This window comes from Cupriavidus lacunae (assembly GCF_003353055.1).
GTDB classification, from domain to species: Bacteria; Pseudomonadota; Gammaproteobacteria; order Burkholderiales; family Burkholderiaceae; genus Cupriavidus; species Cupriavidus lacunae.
This window is the reverse complement of the sequence record NZ_QKWJ01000013.1, coordinates 127276-142684: the sequence shown is the minus strand read 5'-3', so window position 1 is coordinate 142684 and position 15409 is coordinate 127276. Positions and strand designations below refer to the sequence as shown.

13 protein-coding genes and 1 riboswitch are annotated in these 15409 nt (G+C 68.5%); of the genes, 4 read left to right on the top strand and 9 right to left on the bottom strand.

The window, feature by feature from the left end; all coding sequences use genetic code 11:
• The first annotated feature begins 1120 nt into the window (after positions 1-1120).
• Both thiD and DN412_RS13680 read left to right on the top strand, forming a co-directional pair.
• Complete coding sequence (gene thiD / locus DN412_RS13685) at positions 1121-1948, top strand: bifunctional hydroxymethylpyrimidine kinase/phosphomethylpyrimidine kinase (protein WP_167471090.1); 828 nt, start codon at positions 1121-1123, stop codon at positions 1946-1948.
• Positions 1949-1953: 5 nt separating this feature from the next.
• Positions 1954-2388 carry a PGDYG domain-containing protein gene (locus tag DN412_RS13680; protein ID WP_115212139.1) on the top strand — a complete coding sequence of 145 codons (435 nt, stop codon included), beginning with the start codon at positions 1954-1956 and terminating at the stop codon, positions 2386-2388.
• A gap of 14 nt (positions 2389-2402) precedes the next feature.
• Here the strand turns inward: DN412_RS13680 and DN412_RS13675 are convergent, their stop codons facing one another.
• The 7 genes from DN412_RS13675 to thiC form a co-directional block, all read right to left on the bottom strand.
• Positions 2403-2855 (bottom strand): PaaI family thioesterase, encoded by a 453-nt coding sequence (locus tag DN412_RS13675; RefSeq protein ID WP_115212128.1) that lies wholly within the window; start codon positions 2853-2855, stop codon positions 2403-2405.
• A gap of 115 nt (positions 2856-2970) precedes the next feature.
• Positions 2971-3486: a GNAT family N-acetyltransferase gene (locus tag DN412_RS13670; protein WP_115212127.1), complete on the bottom strand. Its 516-nt coding sequence runs from the start codon at positions 3484-3486 to the stop codon at positions 2971-2973.
• 14 nt (positions 3487-3500) lie between these two features.
• Positions 3501-4637, bottom strand: a complete 1137-nt coding sequence (locus tag DN412_RS13665) for a thiamine phosphate synthase (RefSeq protein WP_115212126.1) — start codon at positions 4635-4637, stop codon at positions 3501-3503.
• Positions 4634-5470, bottom strand: coding sequence for a thiazole synthase (locus DN412_RS13660; RefSeq protein WP_115212125.1), 837 nt, complete (start codon positions 5468-5470; stop codon positions 4634-4636). The genes DN412_RS13665 and DN412_RS13660 overlap by 4 nt, the downstream gene beginning before the upstream one ends.
• A 3-nt stretch (positions 5471-5473) precedes the next feature.
• Positions 5474-5671 carry a sulfur carrier protein ThiS gene (gene thiS / locus DN412_RS13655; RefSeq protein WP_115212138.1) on the bottom strand — a complete coding sequence of 66 codons (198 nt, stop codon included), beginning with the start codon at positions 5669-5671 and terminating at the stop codon, positions 5474-5476.
• 12 nt (positions 5672-5683) lie between these two features.
• On the bottom strand, positions 5684-6874 hold the full coding sequence (locus tag DN412_RS13650) for an FAD-dependent oxidoreductase (RefSeq protein ID WP_115212124.1): 1191 nt from the start codon (positions 6872-6874) through the stop codon (positions 5684-5686).
• Positions 6875-7010: 136 nt separating this feature from the next.
• Positions 7011-8891 (bottom strand): phosphomethylpyrimidine synthase ThiC, encoded by a 1881-nt coding sequence (thiC, locus tag DN412_RS13645; RefSeq protein ID WP_115212123.1) that lies wholly within the window; start codon positions 8889-8891, stop codon positions 7011-7013.
• Between the two features lie 101 nt (positions 8892-8992).
• Positions 8993-9094, bottom strand: a riboswitch (TPP riboswitch).
• Between the two features lie 200 nt (positions 9095-9294).
• Here thiC and DN412_RS13640 point away from each other — a divergent pair.
• Positions 9295-10956, top strand: coding sequence for an acyl-CoA dehydrogenase family protein (locus DN412_RS13640; RefSeq protein WP_115212122.1), 1662 nt, complete (start codon positions 9295-9297; stop codon positions 10954-10956).
• Between the two features lie 4 nt (positions 10957-10960).
• Here DN412_RS13640 and DN412_RS13635 read toward each other — a convergent pair whose 3' ends face one another.
• Entirely contained in the window at positions 10961-12640 is a 1680-nt protein-coding gene (locus tag DN412_RS13635; protein ID WP_115212121.1) for a GMC family oxidoreductase, read from the bottom strand.
• A 319-nt stretch (positions 12641-12959) separates the two neighbouring features.
• On the opposite strand from DN412_RS13635, the gene DN412_RS13630 reads away from it, so the two are divergent.
• Positions 12960-14363, top strand: coding sequence for a coniferyl aldehyde dehydrogenase (locus tag DN412_RS13630; RefSeq protein ID WP_115212120.1), 1404 nt, complete (start codon positions 12960-12962; stop codon positions 14361-14363).
• Here DN412_RS13630 and kdoO read toward each other — a convergent pair whose 3' ends face one another.
• Positions 14364-15305, bottom strand: coding sequence for a Kdo hydroxylase KdoO (gene kdoO / locus DN412_RS13625; RefSeq protein ID WP_115212119.1), 942 nt, complete (start codon positions 15303-15305; stop codon positions 14364-14366).
• Positions 15306-15409: the final 104 nt, after the last annotated feature.

The following is a 15409-nucleotide window of genomic DNA, read 5'->3' as shown; positions in this document are numbered from 1 at the left end:
ATCACCTGGAAGCAAGCGGCCAACCAGTTCGCCATCCTCTTTGGCGACCGCTTCACCAACGCCCTACGCTGAGATCCGTTTAACTTTAACCGACCTCAGCACACAAAATTCCTGACACGTCCGCATTCGCTTTTTCCAACCTCCCATACCCGCACAGCCAACAGCGTTCCTTGCGGTTCGCCTGCCTGAGCCAAACTGCACTCGGGCAGCCATACGGGCTTACCACGTCCCCCACGCGTTACACGACTGGGTTAGGGCCTGCCTCTTCGCCGATGGCTTAACGACGACGTACTCCGACCACTCAACGGAGTATCCAGCCACGTACCTTTTGGTTAGTGCCTATCATCAGCTTTGGCACCGTAATACTCACGACGTTTATCAGCAGTTCACATGTGTTGCCCATACCAGCCAGCCTAGCTCCTCAACCGATGCTGCTTCGGTTTGCTGCCCACGGACCTCACGATCCATTGACACCCTTACGGGGGCTACATTGTCAGGGAAGCTTCACACCCCACCGTTACCAGTGACGCATGTCCCCCTAGGCTACCGCTAGTCGCATAGCGGGTTCTCTATCAAGGCGCCCTCGCGGACGTGGTCGACCGAACCATAACGCGTAGAGCTTTACGCTCCGGGCCTCAGTCCTTACTTATGTGCTCCCGCAAAGGCAAGCGCTTACCGACGTGCGAGCGCAGTGGCTGCAGTCGGTCCAAGACGCGATGCCGACCCAATAGATCGGTTTAAATCGTGTGGCAGTTATGCAACAGAGACGAGCGCAGACGCCTTCCCACTGGGGAAGGTATCAAGGCGAATTCGCCCAAAGGCGAGTGTCCCCGCCTTGGGCGATGGCTGGCTGTTGACCAGCAAAAGCAAGCTACAATCCCTACCGAAAATCCGGCAGGCATTGCACCAGTATCGACTTACCTCACCTTTCGGCTCGGCTTGTCTAAGCAAAAAATGGTTGGGATTGGACGGTGCCAGCCGAGGCCGCCACCTTGTCCCAACAAAGGTCGATGCTCCTTACGTTGGAGCTACCCGGACACGAGAGTGCGTGTCGCACGAGTGGCGGTATTGTAGCGTGCCCGGGCGCCTTGCGCACCGGATCCCTCCGATTCCTGCACAGATGATTCCAACGCCACCCCGCACCCTGACCATCGCCGGCTCCGACTCCGGCGGCGGCGCCGGCATCCAGGCCGACCTGAAGACCTTTTCCGCGCTGGGCTGCTTCGGCATGAGCGCCATCACCGCGATCACCGCCCAGAACACGCTGGGCGTAACCGGCGTGCACGCCATTCCGGCCGACATGGTGACTGCGCAGATCGACGCCGTGGCCGGCGATATCGGCGTGGACGCGGCCAAGACCGGCATGCTGGGCACCGCCGCCATCGTCGAGGCCGTGGCCGCCGCGGCCGACCGGCACGGCATCCGCAACCTAGTGGTGGACCCGGTGATGATCTCGACCTCGGGCGCGACGCTGTCCGACGACGCCACCACGCAGGCCATGGTGCGGCTGCTGTTCCCGCGCGCGCTGCTGGTCACCCCCAACCTGCCCGAAGCCTCGTACCTGCTGGGACGCAAGATTGCGCATCGCGCCGAGATGGAGCGGGCCGCGGCCGACCTGATCGCCATGGGCTGCCCCGCCGTGCTGCTCAAGGGCGGCCACCTCGAAGACGACGCCGGCGCCGGCGGCCTGGACGACCTGCTGATGCTGGCCGACGGCAGCGTGCGCGTGTTTACGCATCCGCGTGTCGATACCCGCAACCTGCACGGCACCGGCTGCACGCTGGCCGCCGCGATCGCCGCGCAACTGGCGCGCGGCGATGCGCTGGAGGTGGCCGTGGGCACGGCGCTGGACTATGTGGCGCAGGCCATCGCGGCGGGCGCGGGGCTGCGGCTGGGCGCCGGCAACGGGCCGCTGAACCACTTTTTCGCGCCGCGCGCGCTGGGTTGACGAACATGACGATGCTGACCGATATCGACCTGCGCAGCGACCCGGCTGCCACGTTCTACCTCAAGCATGAAGTCGTCGACGTGGTGTTCGCCACCGGGCCCGGCGAGCTGATCAGCCGCGAGGGGCCCAACCGCTACCAGCCTGGCGATGCGCTGATCACCAGCCGCGGCGGCGACCGCTGGTGCGTCTCGCGCGACCGCTTCGACCCCAAGTACGAAGCGGTGCCGCCGCTCGCACATGGCCAGGACGGCGCCTACCGGAACAAGCCGATCCCGGTGCTGGCCAGGGAAATGCACGAGCCCTTCAGCGTTGCGCGCACCGCCGGCGGCGACGTCCTGCACGGCAAGCCGGGCGACTGGCTGATGCAATACGCGCCCGGCGACTATGGCATCACCGAGCGCGCACGCTTCGAACAGGTGTACCGGCCGCTGCAGGACTGAGCGGCCTCGGGTCTTCAGTTGCCGCCGCTCGACAGCGGCACCAGCTTGAACGCGGCCCGTGCCACGCACACCACGGTGCCGGCCGCATCCCTGACCTCGCCCTCGCAAAACGCAATGCGCGCGCCGCGGCGCAGGCAGCGCGCCTCCAGCGTCAGCTCGCCGCGCGCCGCCGCCAGGAAATGCGTGGACATGTCGATGGTGATCACGCCCGTTTCCAGCGGCGCATGCGAGCGCGCGGCGCCGCTCAGGGTGAAATCCAGCGTCGCCATCAGCGTGCCGCCATGCACATCGCCGCGGCTGTTGACCAGCGACGGATGCGCGGGCAGCCGGGTGCGGCACAGGCCTTCCTCGATATGCACCGGCTGCAGGCCGAAATAACGCATCAGCGGAATGTCGATGCCGAAGTAGGGCTTGTCGGGCGTGCCGGGTGCGGCGGGGACGATTTCGGGGGCAGTCTGGCTGGACATGATGGGGGATGCGGAAGGTTGGCGGGGAATGCTGCCCAACATCATAGCGGCGGGGTCCCGTTCGGTTCCCGAGGCTGGGCGAATGTCGCACAAATCTTGGCACCGCGCGCGCCCTTCAGAGCACCTGCCGCATCGCCACCCGCTGCCGCAGCCCGGCAGCACGCTGCGCCGCCAGCGCATCGGCCAGCAACGGACATAGTTCGTCGTCACGCAACTCGCGAAACCCGAGCGACGCATAGAACGGCGCGTTCCAGGGCAGATGCGCGAAGGTGGTCAGGTTGAGCGAGTGCGAGCCCCCCGCCCGCGCCCAGCCCTGCACCGCCCCGACCAGCGCCCGCCCGATGCCGCGGCGCCCGTGGTCGGGATGCACATCCATTTCATCGAGATAGGCGTACTCGCCGTTGCGGCTGGCCAGCGCAAAGCCGGCCAGTTCGCCGTTGCGCTCGGCCACCCACAGGCGCGCTTCGCGCTGCGCGGTGGCCAGCACCGGCACGGGCGTGCTGACCAGGCGCAGCAGCGCCGGCAGGTCGGCGTCAGGGAACAGCGCCGCGGCGGCCAGTTCGATATCGGCCAGCCGCGGCACCTCGTCCGCCGCTGCCAGGCGGATGCGCGCGGCGGCGGACGATGCCATGGCCGGGGCCACGCTCAGGCGGTGGGGAACAGGCTGACCAGGTGGGCCACCGCGGCCGGCACGTCGCCTGCCTCGGTCACCGCGCGCACCACGGCGGCACTGCCGACGCCGACGGCCAGCACCTCGCGCATATTGGCGGCGTTGACGCCGCCGATGCCCACCAGCGACGGGATCACCGGCTGCATCAGCTTCACATAGGCGCGGAAGCGGCCCATGCCTTGCGGCTGGGTCGGCATCGCCTTGGTGGTCGTCGGGAAGATCGCGCCCAGCGCCAGATAGCTGGGGCGGATCGCGGCCACCCGCAGCATTTCGGCATAGCCGTGGGTGGAGACACCCAGGCGCAGCCCCGACGCGCGGATCGCATCGAGGTCGGCGTCGTCCAGGTCTTCCTGGCCGAGGTGGATGCCGTAGATGCCGCTCTGCTCGCCCCCGTTGGCGGCGCGGTAGTCGATCGCGGCCTGCCAGTGGTCGTTGATGAACAGGCGCGAAGACGAGCCCTGCATGGCCTTCGCCGCGCGTGCGATCTCGGCGCGCACCGCGGCCGGGTCGTCGGACTTGAAGCGCAGTTGCACCGTCGGCACGTTCAGCGGCGCCAGGCGCTCGATCCAATCGGCGCTCGGCACCACCACGTACAGGCCCAGCGCGGGGCACGGCGCGAACGGCGCCGCGCCCTGCTCGGGCGCCACCAGCGCGGCGTGCCGCACGTGCGGGAAGCGCGCGAAGTCGGACGGCCAGTCGGCCGAGGCGGGTTCCCAGGCACGTGCCAGGCACAGCGCGTCGTGCGCGGGGAAATGCAGCGACATGCAGGCCAGCAGCACCGCGACGAAGGCGGGTGAATGCGGCTGGTCGGTGTCGGCGGCCACGGAGAATACCCACGTGCCCATCGGCGAGCGCACGGTGTCGATCCACTGGCCGCCCTCGCGGTCGGTCTCGATCAGCGTGGCGCCCGCGGCGGCAACACGCGCGATCACGGCTTCGTCGGCTTCGCCGTCGGACATCAGCACATCGTGGGTGCCGGGTTGCGCCGGCGCGTCGGCCAGGCGCCAGGCCTGCCACGGCTTGTCATCGACGCCGAAGGTCTCGCCATAGTGTTCCAGCACAGCCAGGCGCAGGGGGCCGTCGCTGGCGGCATGCACGGCGCGGCGGGTCATGCGCGCTGCTCCGTGTTGTCGGCGTGCCAGAACGGCATGCCGACGACAGGCGTGCTGGCCTGCGCCACCTCGCGCTCGGGCATCGGCCCGGCCAGGTAGGCGGTGCGGCCGGCCTCGACGGCCTGCGCAAAGGCGCGTGCCATATTGACCGGGTAGGCAGCCTGCGCCACCGCGGTATTGAGCAGCACGCCGTCGTAGCCCCACTCCAGCACCTGCGCCGCGTGCGACGGCAGGCCCAGGCCGGCATCGACGATCAGCGGCGTGTCGGGCAGGCGCTCGCGCAGCACGCGCATGGCATGCGGGTTGACCGCACCGCGGCCGGTGCCGATCGGGGCGGCCCACGGCATCAGCGCCTGGCAGCCCACGTCGAGCAGGCGGCGGCACAGCACCAGGTCTTCGGTGCAGTAGGGCAGCACCTTGAAACCTTCCTTGATCAGGGTCTCGGCCACGGCCGGCAGGTTCAGCGTATCGGGCTGCAGCGTGTAGTCGTCGCCGATCAGCTCAAGCTTGATCCAGGGCGTTTCGAAGACCTCGCGCGCCATCATCGCGGTGGTGATCACTTCCTGCGCGGTGAAGCAGCCGGCGGTATTGGGCAGCACTGGCACGCCCATGGCCCTGAGCATCTGCCAGAAGGCCTGGCCGCCCTCGCCGTCGCCGACCGCGCCCTGGCGGCGCAGCGCGACGGTGATCATGGCGGGCTTCGAGGCCTGCACGGCCGCCTCCAGCGTGGCCGGCGACGGGTAGCGCGCGGTGCCCAGCAGCAGGCGCGAGTCAAACGACTCGCCATACAGCACGAACGGGTCGCGCAAGGTTTCGGAGGGTTCGAAGGTCATGGGTCAGCCTCCCGTCACGGGTTGCACGAGGTCGATGCGGTCGCCGGCCGCAAGGGGGGTGTTGGCGTGGGCGCCGCGCGGCACGAACTGACCGTTGACCGCCGCGGCAAAGGGGGGCGCGATCTGCGCCGCGCTCACCGCGTCCGCCAGCGTGGCGGATTCGGCAAGGGCGAGCGGTCGGCCGTTGAGCAGGATTTCCATGTCGTTCATGCGTTAGTGCAGCAGCCCGCCAGGGGCGACCATGGTGGCGGCGGGCGCTTCGGTCACGGCCTCGATCATGCCAGGCCAGCGCAACGCGGCCGGCACCGCATGAGCCGCGGGATCGCCCTTGAGCAGCGCGCCCACCACCGCGCATGCGGCCTCGGTCACCGCCGGCGCGATCAGGAAGCCATGCCGGTACAGCCCGTTGACGCGCACCACGCGCGCGCGCTGGTCCACGCGGATCGCGGGTAGATGGTCGGGGCGTGTCGGGCGGCGCTGCACGTTCAGTTCTAGTACGCGCGCCTCGCCGAAGGCGGGATGCAGCGAATGCGCCGCCGACAGCAGCTCCAGCGCGGAACGCACGCTCATCGGCGAATCATCCTCGCTTTCCAGCTCGGTGGCGCCGATTACGTACAGGTCGTTGGGCTTGGGCGCGATATAGATCGGATAGCGCGGATGCAGCAGCCGTACCGGCCGGTGCAGCTTGACGTCGGGGGCATGCACGCGCACCACTTCGCCGCGCAGGCCACGCAGCCCCGGCTGGGTACCACCCGGTTGCGCCGGCCATGCGCTGCGCGCACCCAGGCCGCGGCAGTCCAGCACCACGTCGGCGCGGATGCCCAGCGCCGGCAGCGAGCCGGCATCGACTTCGCCGGCCTCCCAGACGCAATGCACGCCTTCGCTGACCGCGCACGACAGCAGCGCGCGCAGCGCGCCACGGTTGTCGAGCTGGCCTTCGCCGGCCAGCAGCAGGCCTTGCGGGAAGCGGCCCGAGAGCGCGGGCTCGACCTCGCCCACGCCGTTGGCGTCGAGCGTGCGCAGCCGCTGCGCCACCAGCTCCGGCGGCGCCACCGCACGCACGCGGCTGGTGAACAGCGACATCTCGGCGCGGTCGCGCGCATGCCAGACCACCAGCGTGCCGTCTTCCTGGAAGAAGACCGGCTCCGGCAATTCGGCCAGCCAGGCGCGCCACAGGTCAACGCTGGCGATGCCCAGGTCGACGATGCGGCGCTCGGCAATGGCCGATTCGGCCAGCGGCGCCAGCATGGCGGCGGCCACGTAGGCGGCCGAGCCCGCGCCGTCCGGGCCGGCCCGCTCCACCAGCGCCACGCGGGCGCCGCTGCGGACCAGTTGCCAGGCGGCCAGGCGGCCGGCAAGACCGGCCCCGAGGATGGCGACGTCAAACGACTGCGCTGCTGTCATGAGGGGTGTTGTGCCGGACGCGACTGTGGCCGCGTCCGGCCTCCTGTTATCGGTGCCGCCGCGCGGGGCGCTGCGCGGCGGCGGATCATGCGCGGGCATGGGTTGCGAGGCCATGCCCGTACTACCTGTCACTGCCTTACGAGTAGATCTTGCTGCCCTTCTTCAGGAACTCGATCGACTTTTCTTCCATGCCCTGCTGCGCTTCCTTGGGCAGCGATGCCGCGTAGTCGCGCACTTCCTGCGTGATCTTCATCGAGCAGAACTTCGGTCCGCACATCGAGCAGAAGTGGGCGATCTTGGCGCCTTCGGCAGGCAGCGTGGCATCGTGGTACGAACGCGCGCGTTCCGGGTCCAGGCCCAGGTTGAACTGGTCTTCCCAGCGGAATTCGAAGCGCGCCTTGGACAGCGCGTTGTCGCGCAGCTGCGCGCCCGGCCAGCCCTTGGCAAGATCGGCGGCGTGCGCGGCGATCTTGTAGGTGATGATGCCTTCGCGCACGTCTTCCTTGTCCGGCAGGCCCAGGTGCTCCTTGGGCGTGACGTAGCACAGCATGGCGGTGCCCATCCAGCCAATATTGGCCGCGCCGATACCGCTGGTGATGTGGTCGTAGCCGGGGGCGATATCCGTCACCAGCGGTCCGAGCGTGTAGAACGGCGCTTCGTAGCAGTGCTTCAGCTCTTCATCCATATTGGCCTGGATGCGCTGCAGCGGCACGTGGCCCGGGCCTTCGATCATCACCTGCACGTCGTGCTGCCACGCCTTGGCGGTCAGCTCGCCCAGCGTGCGCAGTTCGCCGAACTGGGCGTCGTCGTTCGAGTCCGCGATGCAGCCCGGACGCAGGCCGTCGCCGAGGCTGAACGACACGTCATAGGCCTTCATGATTTCGCAGATCTCGTCGAAGTGCGTGTACAGGAAGTTTTCCTTGTGGTGCGCCAGGCACCACTTGGCCATGATCGAACCGCCGCGCGAAACGATGCCCGTGACGCGGTCGGCGGTCAGCGGCACATAGCGCAGCAGCACGCCGGCGTGGATGGTGAAGTAGTCGACGCCCTGCTCGGCCTGCTCGATCAGCGTGTCGCGGAACATCTCCCAGGTCAGGTCCTCGGCGATGCCGCCGGTCTTGTCCAGCGCCTGGTAGATCGGCACCGTGCCGATGGGCACCGGCGAATTGCGCAGGATCCATTCGCGGGTTTCATGGATGTGCTTGCCGGTGGACAGGTCCATGATGGTGTCGGCGCCCCAGCGGATCGACCACACCATCTTTTCCACTTCCTCGGCCAGCGACGAGGTCACCGCCGAGTTGCCCAGGTTGCCATTGATCTTGACGCGGAAATTGCGCCCGATCGCCATCGGCTCCAGTTCGGTGTGGTTGATGTTGGCGGGGATGATGGCGCGGCCCGAGGCGATCTCCTGGCGCACGAATTCCGGCGTGATGTCTTCCGGACGCAGCGGCAGGCCGGCGCCCAGCGCGTTGCCGGGGTGCTGGCGCAGCAGCGCCTTGTATTCGGGCTTGTCGTACAGCGCCTGCAGGTTCAGCGACTCGCGCAGCGCCACGTATTCCATTTCCGGCGTGATGATGCCCTTGCGCGCATAGTGCATCTGCGACACGTTGGCGCCGGCCTTGGCGCGGCGTGGATTGGTCAGCTGGGCAAAGCGCAGGTGTGCGGTGGCGGGGTCGTTGGCACGGTCGCGGCCGTATTCCGACGACAGGCCCTTCAGCAGTTCGGTATCGCCGCGCTCGTCGATCCACTTGGCGCGCAGGGCCGGCAGGCCGGCCTTCAGGTCGATATGCACGTCCGGGTCGCTGTACGGGCCCGAAGTGTCGTAAACGGGGATCGGCGGATTGGACATCTCGCCCTTGTCGGTGCGGGTCGAGGTCTGCAGGATCGTGCGCAGCGGCACTCGGATGTCGGGGCGGCTGCCCGTCAGGTAGGTCTTGCTGGAAGCCGGATAGGCGAATTTCTGGTCGAGGTCGCTTTCGAGCGATTCGAAGGATGCAGCGGGGGCAGTACGGGCCATGGGTGTCGTCCTCTCTCTTGCGGGGGTGGACGAAACCAGGAGCCTTGTGAGCGCTGCCTGGGGCCTGAGGCCTGAGGCGGCGAGTCCCGGAGGGACTGGAGACTCGGTCTTGTGAAACTTCCCACGCCGGTACTAGCCGGATCGGGTTCGAAGGGACTCTCTCAGCCGCACGGCCCATCCGTACGGCACCCCTGTTTCATCCAACGGGGTGAATTTAAGCACAAGGTGCCGGTGGGCGCCAGTGCCAGTTCCCTGCCGATTGTGGTGCCACACCTGTGCAAAAAGGTATCGAATCGCGCATGCTGCGCCGCAAAATCACCGGCAAGGGGACAACGGTGCACTCAAACACCGTGTACGTGATCTACCATGCAAGCAAACGGCAAGCACCGATCCAGGAGACATCATGACCGACGCCGCCACGCACCGCGTCTTCAACCAGGTGCCGGATCTCGCGCACTACAACCTGTTTGGCTGCGACCGCGCCGTGCGCGGCGCGCTGGAACGCCTTGGCGGCGGCTGGCATGCCGACGCGCTCGGGCAGTTCGGCGCGCGGCTAGGCGAGCCTGAAGTGCAGCAATGGGCGGCCGACGCCAACCGCCATACACCAGAGTTGCACACCCACAGCCGCACCGGCGAGCGCATCGACGTGGTGGACTTTCACCCGGGCTGGCACGCGCTGCTGGGCCTGTTGCGCAGCCAGCAACTGCAGGCCCTGCCCTTCGCGCAGCCGCGCGCGGGTGCGTGGGCGGCGCGCACGGCCGGGTATTTCCTGCAGGCACAAGTGGAGTCCGGCTCGCTGTGCCCGCCGACCATGACCTTTGCCAGCATCCCCGTGTTGCGCAAGGAAACTGCGCTGTTTGCCGAACTGGAGCCGCGCCTGTACGCGACCGGGCACGATGCGCGCGACCTGCCCTGGCGCAGCAAGACCGCGATCATGATCGGCATGGGCATGACCGAGAAGCAGGGCGGCTCGGACGTGCGCGCCAACACCACCGTGGCGCGCGCGCTGCGCGGCGAAGGCCGCGGCGCGGAATATGCGCTGACCGGCCACAAGTGGTTCTACTCCGCGCCGATGTGCGATGCGCACCTGGTGGTCGCGCGCATGGGCGCCGAAGACGGCCCGCTGTCGTGCTTCTTCGTGCCGCGCTTTCGCGACGACGGCAGCAAGAACGCGGTGCAGATCCAGCGCCTGAAGGACAAGCTCGGCAACCGCTCCAACGCCAGCAGCGAGGTGGAGTTCCGCGATGCCACCGGCATCCTGATCGGCGAGGAAGGCCGCGGCATCCCCACCATCATCGAGATGGCCACCAGCACGCGGCTGGACTGCGTGATCGGCAGCGCCGCGATCCTGCGCGCGGCCTTCGTCCAGGCGCTGCACCATACACGCCACCGCAGCGCCTTCGGACGCCTGCTGGCCGACCAGCCGCTGATGCGCAACGTGCTGGCCGACCTGGCGCTGGAATCCGAAGCGGCCACGCTGCTGATGATGGAACTGGGCCATGCCTTCGAGCATGCCGAGGACGATCCGCTCGCGGCGGCCTGGAAGCGCGTGGTCACGCCCGCGGCCAAGTTCTGGGTCTGCAAGCGCACGCTGGAAGCCACCGGCGAAGCGATGGAAGTCTGGGGCGGCAACGGCTACGTCGAAGAAAGCCCGATGGCGCGGCTGTATCGCGAGGCGCCGGTCAACTCGATCTGGGAAGGCTCGGGCAACATCATGTGCCTGGACGTGTTGCGCGCGATCCAGCGCAATCCCGACGATGCCGCGCGCTTGCTGCAGGACCTGTCGCGCCGCGCCGGTGGCCATCCCGCGGTGCGCGCGGAACTGGCCTCGCTGCAGGCATTGCTGCGCGAGCCCGCCGAACTGCTGGAAGCCAACGCGCGCCGCTTTGCGCAGGGACTGGTGCTGACCGCGCAGGCCGCGCTGATGCTGGCGCACGCCGATACCGAGAGTGCGGAACTGTTCGTCGCCAGCCGGCTGGGACGGCAGCACGGGCGTGTGTTCGGCACGCTGGATGCGGATGCCGACGTGCTCAAGCGCGTGTTTTCGCGCGGCTTCGAAGGCTAACGAATCAGGCCTCCATCGATTCCAGCACCCGTAGCATCACGCGCGGCGCATAGCGGATCAGGTCGTGCGCGCGCTCGCCGATCATGATCGCGGGCGCATTGGTGTTGCCGCCGATCAGGGTCGGCATCACTGACGCGTCGACCACGCGCAAGCCCTCCACGCCACGCACGCGCAGTTGCGGGTCCACCACCGCCATCGCATCCATGCCCATGCGGCAGGTGCCGACCGGGTGGTAGATGGTGTCGGCGTGCTCGCGGATCAGCTCGCGCACGGCGGCATCGTCGCTGCCGTCGGCGCGCAGGCCAGCCGAATAGAGCTCGCGCCCGCCAAAGCACGCCAGCTGCGGCTGCACAAGGATGCTGCGCACGATGCGCACGCCGGCGACCAGATCGTCCAGGTCGCGCATATCGCTCAGGTATTTCGGATCGATCAGCGGCGCGCGCCGGACATCGGCCGAGGCCAGCCGCACCTCGCCGCGGCTGCGCGGGCGCAGCACGCAGACATGGCATCCATAACCATGGCCGAAGTTCAGCCGGCGCATGTGGTCGTCTGCCATGCCGACCACGAAATGCAGCTGCAGGTCGGGTTCGGGCAGTTCCGGCCGGCTGCGCAGGAAGCCGCCCGCCTCGGCAAAGTTGCTCGACAGCATGCCGGTGCGCTCGCGCCGGTAGCGCAGCATTTCGGACACCAGCCGCGCGAGGCCGCCGAACGACACCCCGTACAGCTCGGGCACGGCGGTGCGCTTGTGCAGCACGATGTCGAGATGATCCTGCAAGTTCGCGCCCACGCCGGGCAGGTCGTGCACCACGCCGATGCCGTGCTCGCGCAACTGCGCGCCAGGGCCGACCCCCGAGACCATCAGCAGCTGCGGCGAGCCGAACGTGCCCGCGCACACGATCACGTCGCGGCGCGCGCGCAGCAGCTGCTGGCGGCCGTCACGCATCACCAGCACACCGGCGGCGTGGCGGCCTTCGAAGACGATGCGCAGCGCCTGCGTATCGGTCAGCACGTGCAGCCGCGCACGGCCGCCATTGCAGGCGCGATCGCGCACGTTGCCGCCGTGCAGGTAGGCACGCGCGGCATTCCAGCGCTCGCCCGCATGCTGCGTGACCTGGTACCAGCCCACGCCCTCCTGCTCTTCGCCGTTGAAATCGTCGTTGCGCGGATAGCCGGCCTGCTGCGCGGCCTCGATAAAGCGTTCGGCAAAGGGGTTGGGGGTGCGCAGGTCGCTGACATGGAGCGGACCGTTGCCGCCGTGCAGCGGATCCTCGTCGCTGCCCGCCAGGCGTTCATTGCATTCCGCACGGCGGAAGTAAGGCAGCACGTCGTCCCATGACCAGCCGTCGCAGCCGGCGTCGGCCCAGGCGTCGTAGTCGGCGGGCCGGCCGCGGGTGTAGATCATGGCGTTGATCGAAGAGCTGCCGCCCAGCCCGCGCCCGCGCGGCTGGTAGCCGCGGCGGCCGTTCAGGCCCGGCTGCGGCACCGTCTGGAAGCCATAGTTGCGTGCCCCGGTACGCGGCAGCATCGCGGCCAGCCCGGCGGGTGTGCGTACCAGCACATGGTGATCGTGGTGCCCGGCCTCGACCAGCGCGATGGTGTCGTCGCCGCTGTCGGCAAGCCGCCCCGCCAGCGCACAGCCAGCCGAGCCCGCGCCGACGATGACGTAGTCATAGGTGGTTTCCATCTGTCTCCCCGCGAGTCCGCAGGCGGCGCGCATGCGTGAGCCGGGCTGCGCCGGTGCGCACGCCCCTGTCCGTCCAGCGGATGGCAAGCCGTGAGATTCAGTGTAGGCGCTGAGCCGATGGGTGGAGAAGGATGGCGGCAAGGGACGTGCGCGAGCGCGCCGGACGGGCGTTTGAATTGCCCTTCTGGTAGGAAACTTCCATTGCCATGGCCGGCGCGCTAACTTATCGTGCGCGGGAACACGCGGGCCGCTGCCTCGTCACCCGACGCGATCCGCTTCCCATTTTTCCCCGCACGCCCTTTGTCCCAGGAGCGCAGCAATGCGAGATGTCCCCGACCTGTCGTCCGTCTTCGGTGCGATGCATGCCGCGTCACGGCGCGATCAGTTGCCCGCCTGGACCGTGCGCGCCGACCGCCTGCAACGCCTGCGCCAGCTGGTGACCGAAAACCAGTCCGAAATTGCCGCCGCCATCCACGCTGACTTCACCAACCGCCCGCGCCAGGAAACCGCGCTGCTGGAGGTGTTCCCGAGCCTGGCCGGCATCGACGATGCCCTGCGCCATGGCAAGCGCTGGATGCGCGTGCGCCGCGCCCCCACCGGCCTCTGGTTCCGCCCCGGGCGCTCGCGGCTGGTGCCGCAGCCACTGGGCGTGGTGGGCATCGTGGTGCCCTGGAACTACCCGCTATACCTGACGGTGGGGCCGCTGGCCGGTGCGCTGGCGGCGGGCAACCGCGCCATGGTGAAGCTGTCGGAATACACGCCGCGCTTTGCGGCCTTGTTCGCGCAACTGGTGCCGCGGCACTTTGCGCCAGACGAGATCGTGGTGATCAATGGCGATGCCGACGTGGCCAGCGCCTTTACCGCGCTGCCGTTCGACCACCTGCTGTTCACCGGCTCGACCGCGGTCGGCCACCATGTGATGCGCGCGGCGGCCGCCAACCTGACCCCGGTGACGCTGGAACTGGGCGGCAAGTCGCCGGCCATCATCGGCGCCGGGGCCGACCTGCCGCGTGCGGTGGAGCGCATCCTGGTCGGCAAGCTGATGAATGCCGGGCAGACATGCATCGCGCCGGACTACGTGCTGGTGCCGGAAGACCTGCGCGGGCAGCTGGTGGCAGCGGCGCGCCAGTGCGTGGGGCGGCTCTATCCCGACCTGGCGCGCAACGGGGACTACACCAGCATCATCAGCCCGCGGCATTTCGCGCGGCTGGCAGGGCTGGTCGACGAGGCCGCCGCGCAGGGCGCGACGGTGGTGCCGCTGTCCGATGCGCAGCCAGATGCGCAGGCGCGGCGCCTGCCGCCGGTGCTGCTGCTGGATGTGCCCGAAGGCGTCGCGGCCATGCGCGAGGAAATCTTCGGGCCGGTGCTGCCGGTGGTGACGTACCGCACGCTGGATGAGGCGGTGGACTACATCAACGCGCGCCCGCGTCCGCTGGCGCTGTACGTGTTCGAGCGCGACCGCGGCGCCATCGGCCATGTGATGAAGCAGACCGTCGCCGGCGGCGTCACCGTCAACGACACCCTGTTCCATATTGCCCAGGACGGCCTGCCGTTTGGCGGCGTCGGTGCCAGCGGCATGGGCGCGTATCACGGCCAGGCGGGCTTCGACACCTTCTCCAAGGTGAAGCCGGTGTTCCACCAGGCCAGCCTGAACGGCGCCGGCCTGCTCAAGCCGCCTTACGGCAAAACCTTCGAAACGATGCTGCAGCTGCTCCTGCGTTGATCAGGAGACCAGCATCGGGCGCCCGAGCATGCGCGACAGCACTGCCTCGGGCGAGTGGGTGTGGTCGGAAATCGCCTGCGGTGCCAGGTAGATGGTCTGCTCCATCATCGCGCGCCCGCGCATGGCGGCGTGCAGCAGCTGGTCGCTGAAGACGATCCAGGTCGAGCCCGGCGGGAACTGGAATTCCTGCTGCGGCACGTTGGCCTGGTAATCCAGGTCGGCCTTGGCCAGGTCATGCAGCTGCAGCATGCGGTGGTCGTATTCCGAGCGCTTGCGCTTGGTGATATGCAGCAGCTTCATCAACGACGCCTGCCCCGGCCACATGCCATGGGTCTTGGGCACGAACTTCCGCGCAAAATCACCGAACGGCTCGCCCACGCGCCACACGCGCGGCGCGGCCGGGTCGATATTGTGGAACACGCGCAACAGGCGCTTGCCCAGCATCGGGTTGGACGGGAACGAGTCGACATGCAGGCGGGTGTCGTCCTTGCGCCAGCTGACCGGGCGCCCGGCGATCTCGCTGGGCCGCAGCGACGTGCCGGCGCGCATCATGTGCGGGATGTATTCCGGGAACAGCGTGCGCACCAGCGTCTCGCTGTTGTCGGCATAGCGGCGGATCAGCGCGTACAGGCCTGCCAGGTCCTGCGGGCTGCCCTGGGCGCCGCGCACCGCGGTGTCATCGGCGCGCAGGTTGATGTTCTTGGACTTGCCGTCGGAATAGCGGCTGTCCAGGAAGCGCTCTTCACCTGGCTGGAACCGGAAATTCAGGTTCGGGAAGTACAGCACGGCGCCCTGCTCCAGCTCGCGGCGCAGCGTGGCGCGTTCTTCGGCCGTGACCTGGGGGGCCCAGTCCGTATACGGCTGCGGGCGGATCAGGTTGAGCTGGCCGGCGGCGGGCGGCTGGGTTGAGGTCGACGGGGCAAGGACAGGCGCTTCGGACATGGCATCCTCTGGAAAACGGTCGGCCGCAGGCGTGGCGGCTGGGGATGGGGGATTTTACTCCCTGTCGTCAGTGGTGGCGCTGGGGTCACGCGGGGAGTCGGAGG

Bases quoted from the DNA above. Each gene is read 5' to 3' on its own strand.
- kdoO (WP_115212119.1), bottom strand. From the start codon at position 15,305: ATGTCCGAAGCGCCTGTCCTTGCCCCGTCGACCTCAACCCAGCCGCCC.
- thiS (WP_115212138.1), bottom strand. From the start codon at position 5,671: ATGGAAATCCTGCTCAACGGCCGACCGCTCGCCCTTGCCGAATCCGCC.
- DN412_RS13650 (WP_115212124.1), bottom strand. From the start codon at position 6,874: ATGACAGCAGCGCAGTCGTTTGACGTCGCCATCCTCGGGGCCGGTCTT.
- thiC (WP_115212123.1), bottom strand. From the start codon at position 8,891: ATGGCCCGTACTGCCCCCGCTGCATCCTTCGAATCGCTCGAAAGCGAC.
- DN412_RS13665 (WP_115212126.1), bottom strand. From the start codon at position 4,637: ATGACCCGCCGCGCCGTGCATGCCGCCAGCGACGGCCCCCTGCGCCTG.
- thiD (WP_167471090.1), top strand. From the start codon at position 1,121: ATGATTCCAACGCCACCCCGCACCCTGACCATCGCCGGCTCCGACTCC.
- DN412_RS13680 (WP_115212139.1), top strand. From the start codon at position 1,954: ATGACGATGCTGACCGATATCGACCTGCGCAGCGACCCGGCTGCCACG.
- DN412_RS13640 (WP_115212122.1), top strand. From the start codon at position 9,295: ATGACCGACGCCGCCACGCACCGCGTCTTCAACCAGGTGCCGGATCTC.
- DN412_RS13675 (WP_115212128.1), bottom strand. From the start codon at position 2,855: ATGTCCAGCCAGACTGCCCCCGAAATCGTCCCCGCCGCACCCGGCACG.
- DN412_RS13635 (WP_115212121.1), bottom strand. From the start codon at position 12,640: ATGGAAACCACCTATGACTACGTCATCGTCGGCGCGGGCTCGGCTGGC.
- DN412_RS13660 (WP_115212125.1), bottom strand. From the start codon at position 5,470: ATGACCTTCGAACCCTCCGAAACCTTGCGCGACCCGTTCGTGCTGTAT.
- DN412_RS13630 (WP_115212120.1), top strand. From the start codon at position 12,960: ATGCGAGATGTCCCCGACCTGTCGTCCGTCTTCGGTGCGATGCATGCC.
- DN412_RS13670 (WP_115212127.1), bottom strand. From the start codon at position 3,486: ATGGCATCGTCCGCCGCCGCGCGCATCCGCCTGGCAGCGGCGGACGAG.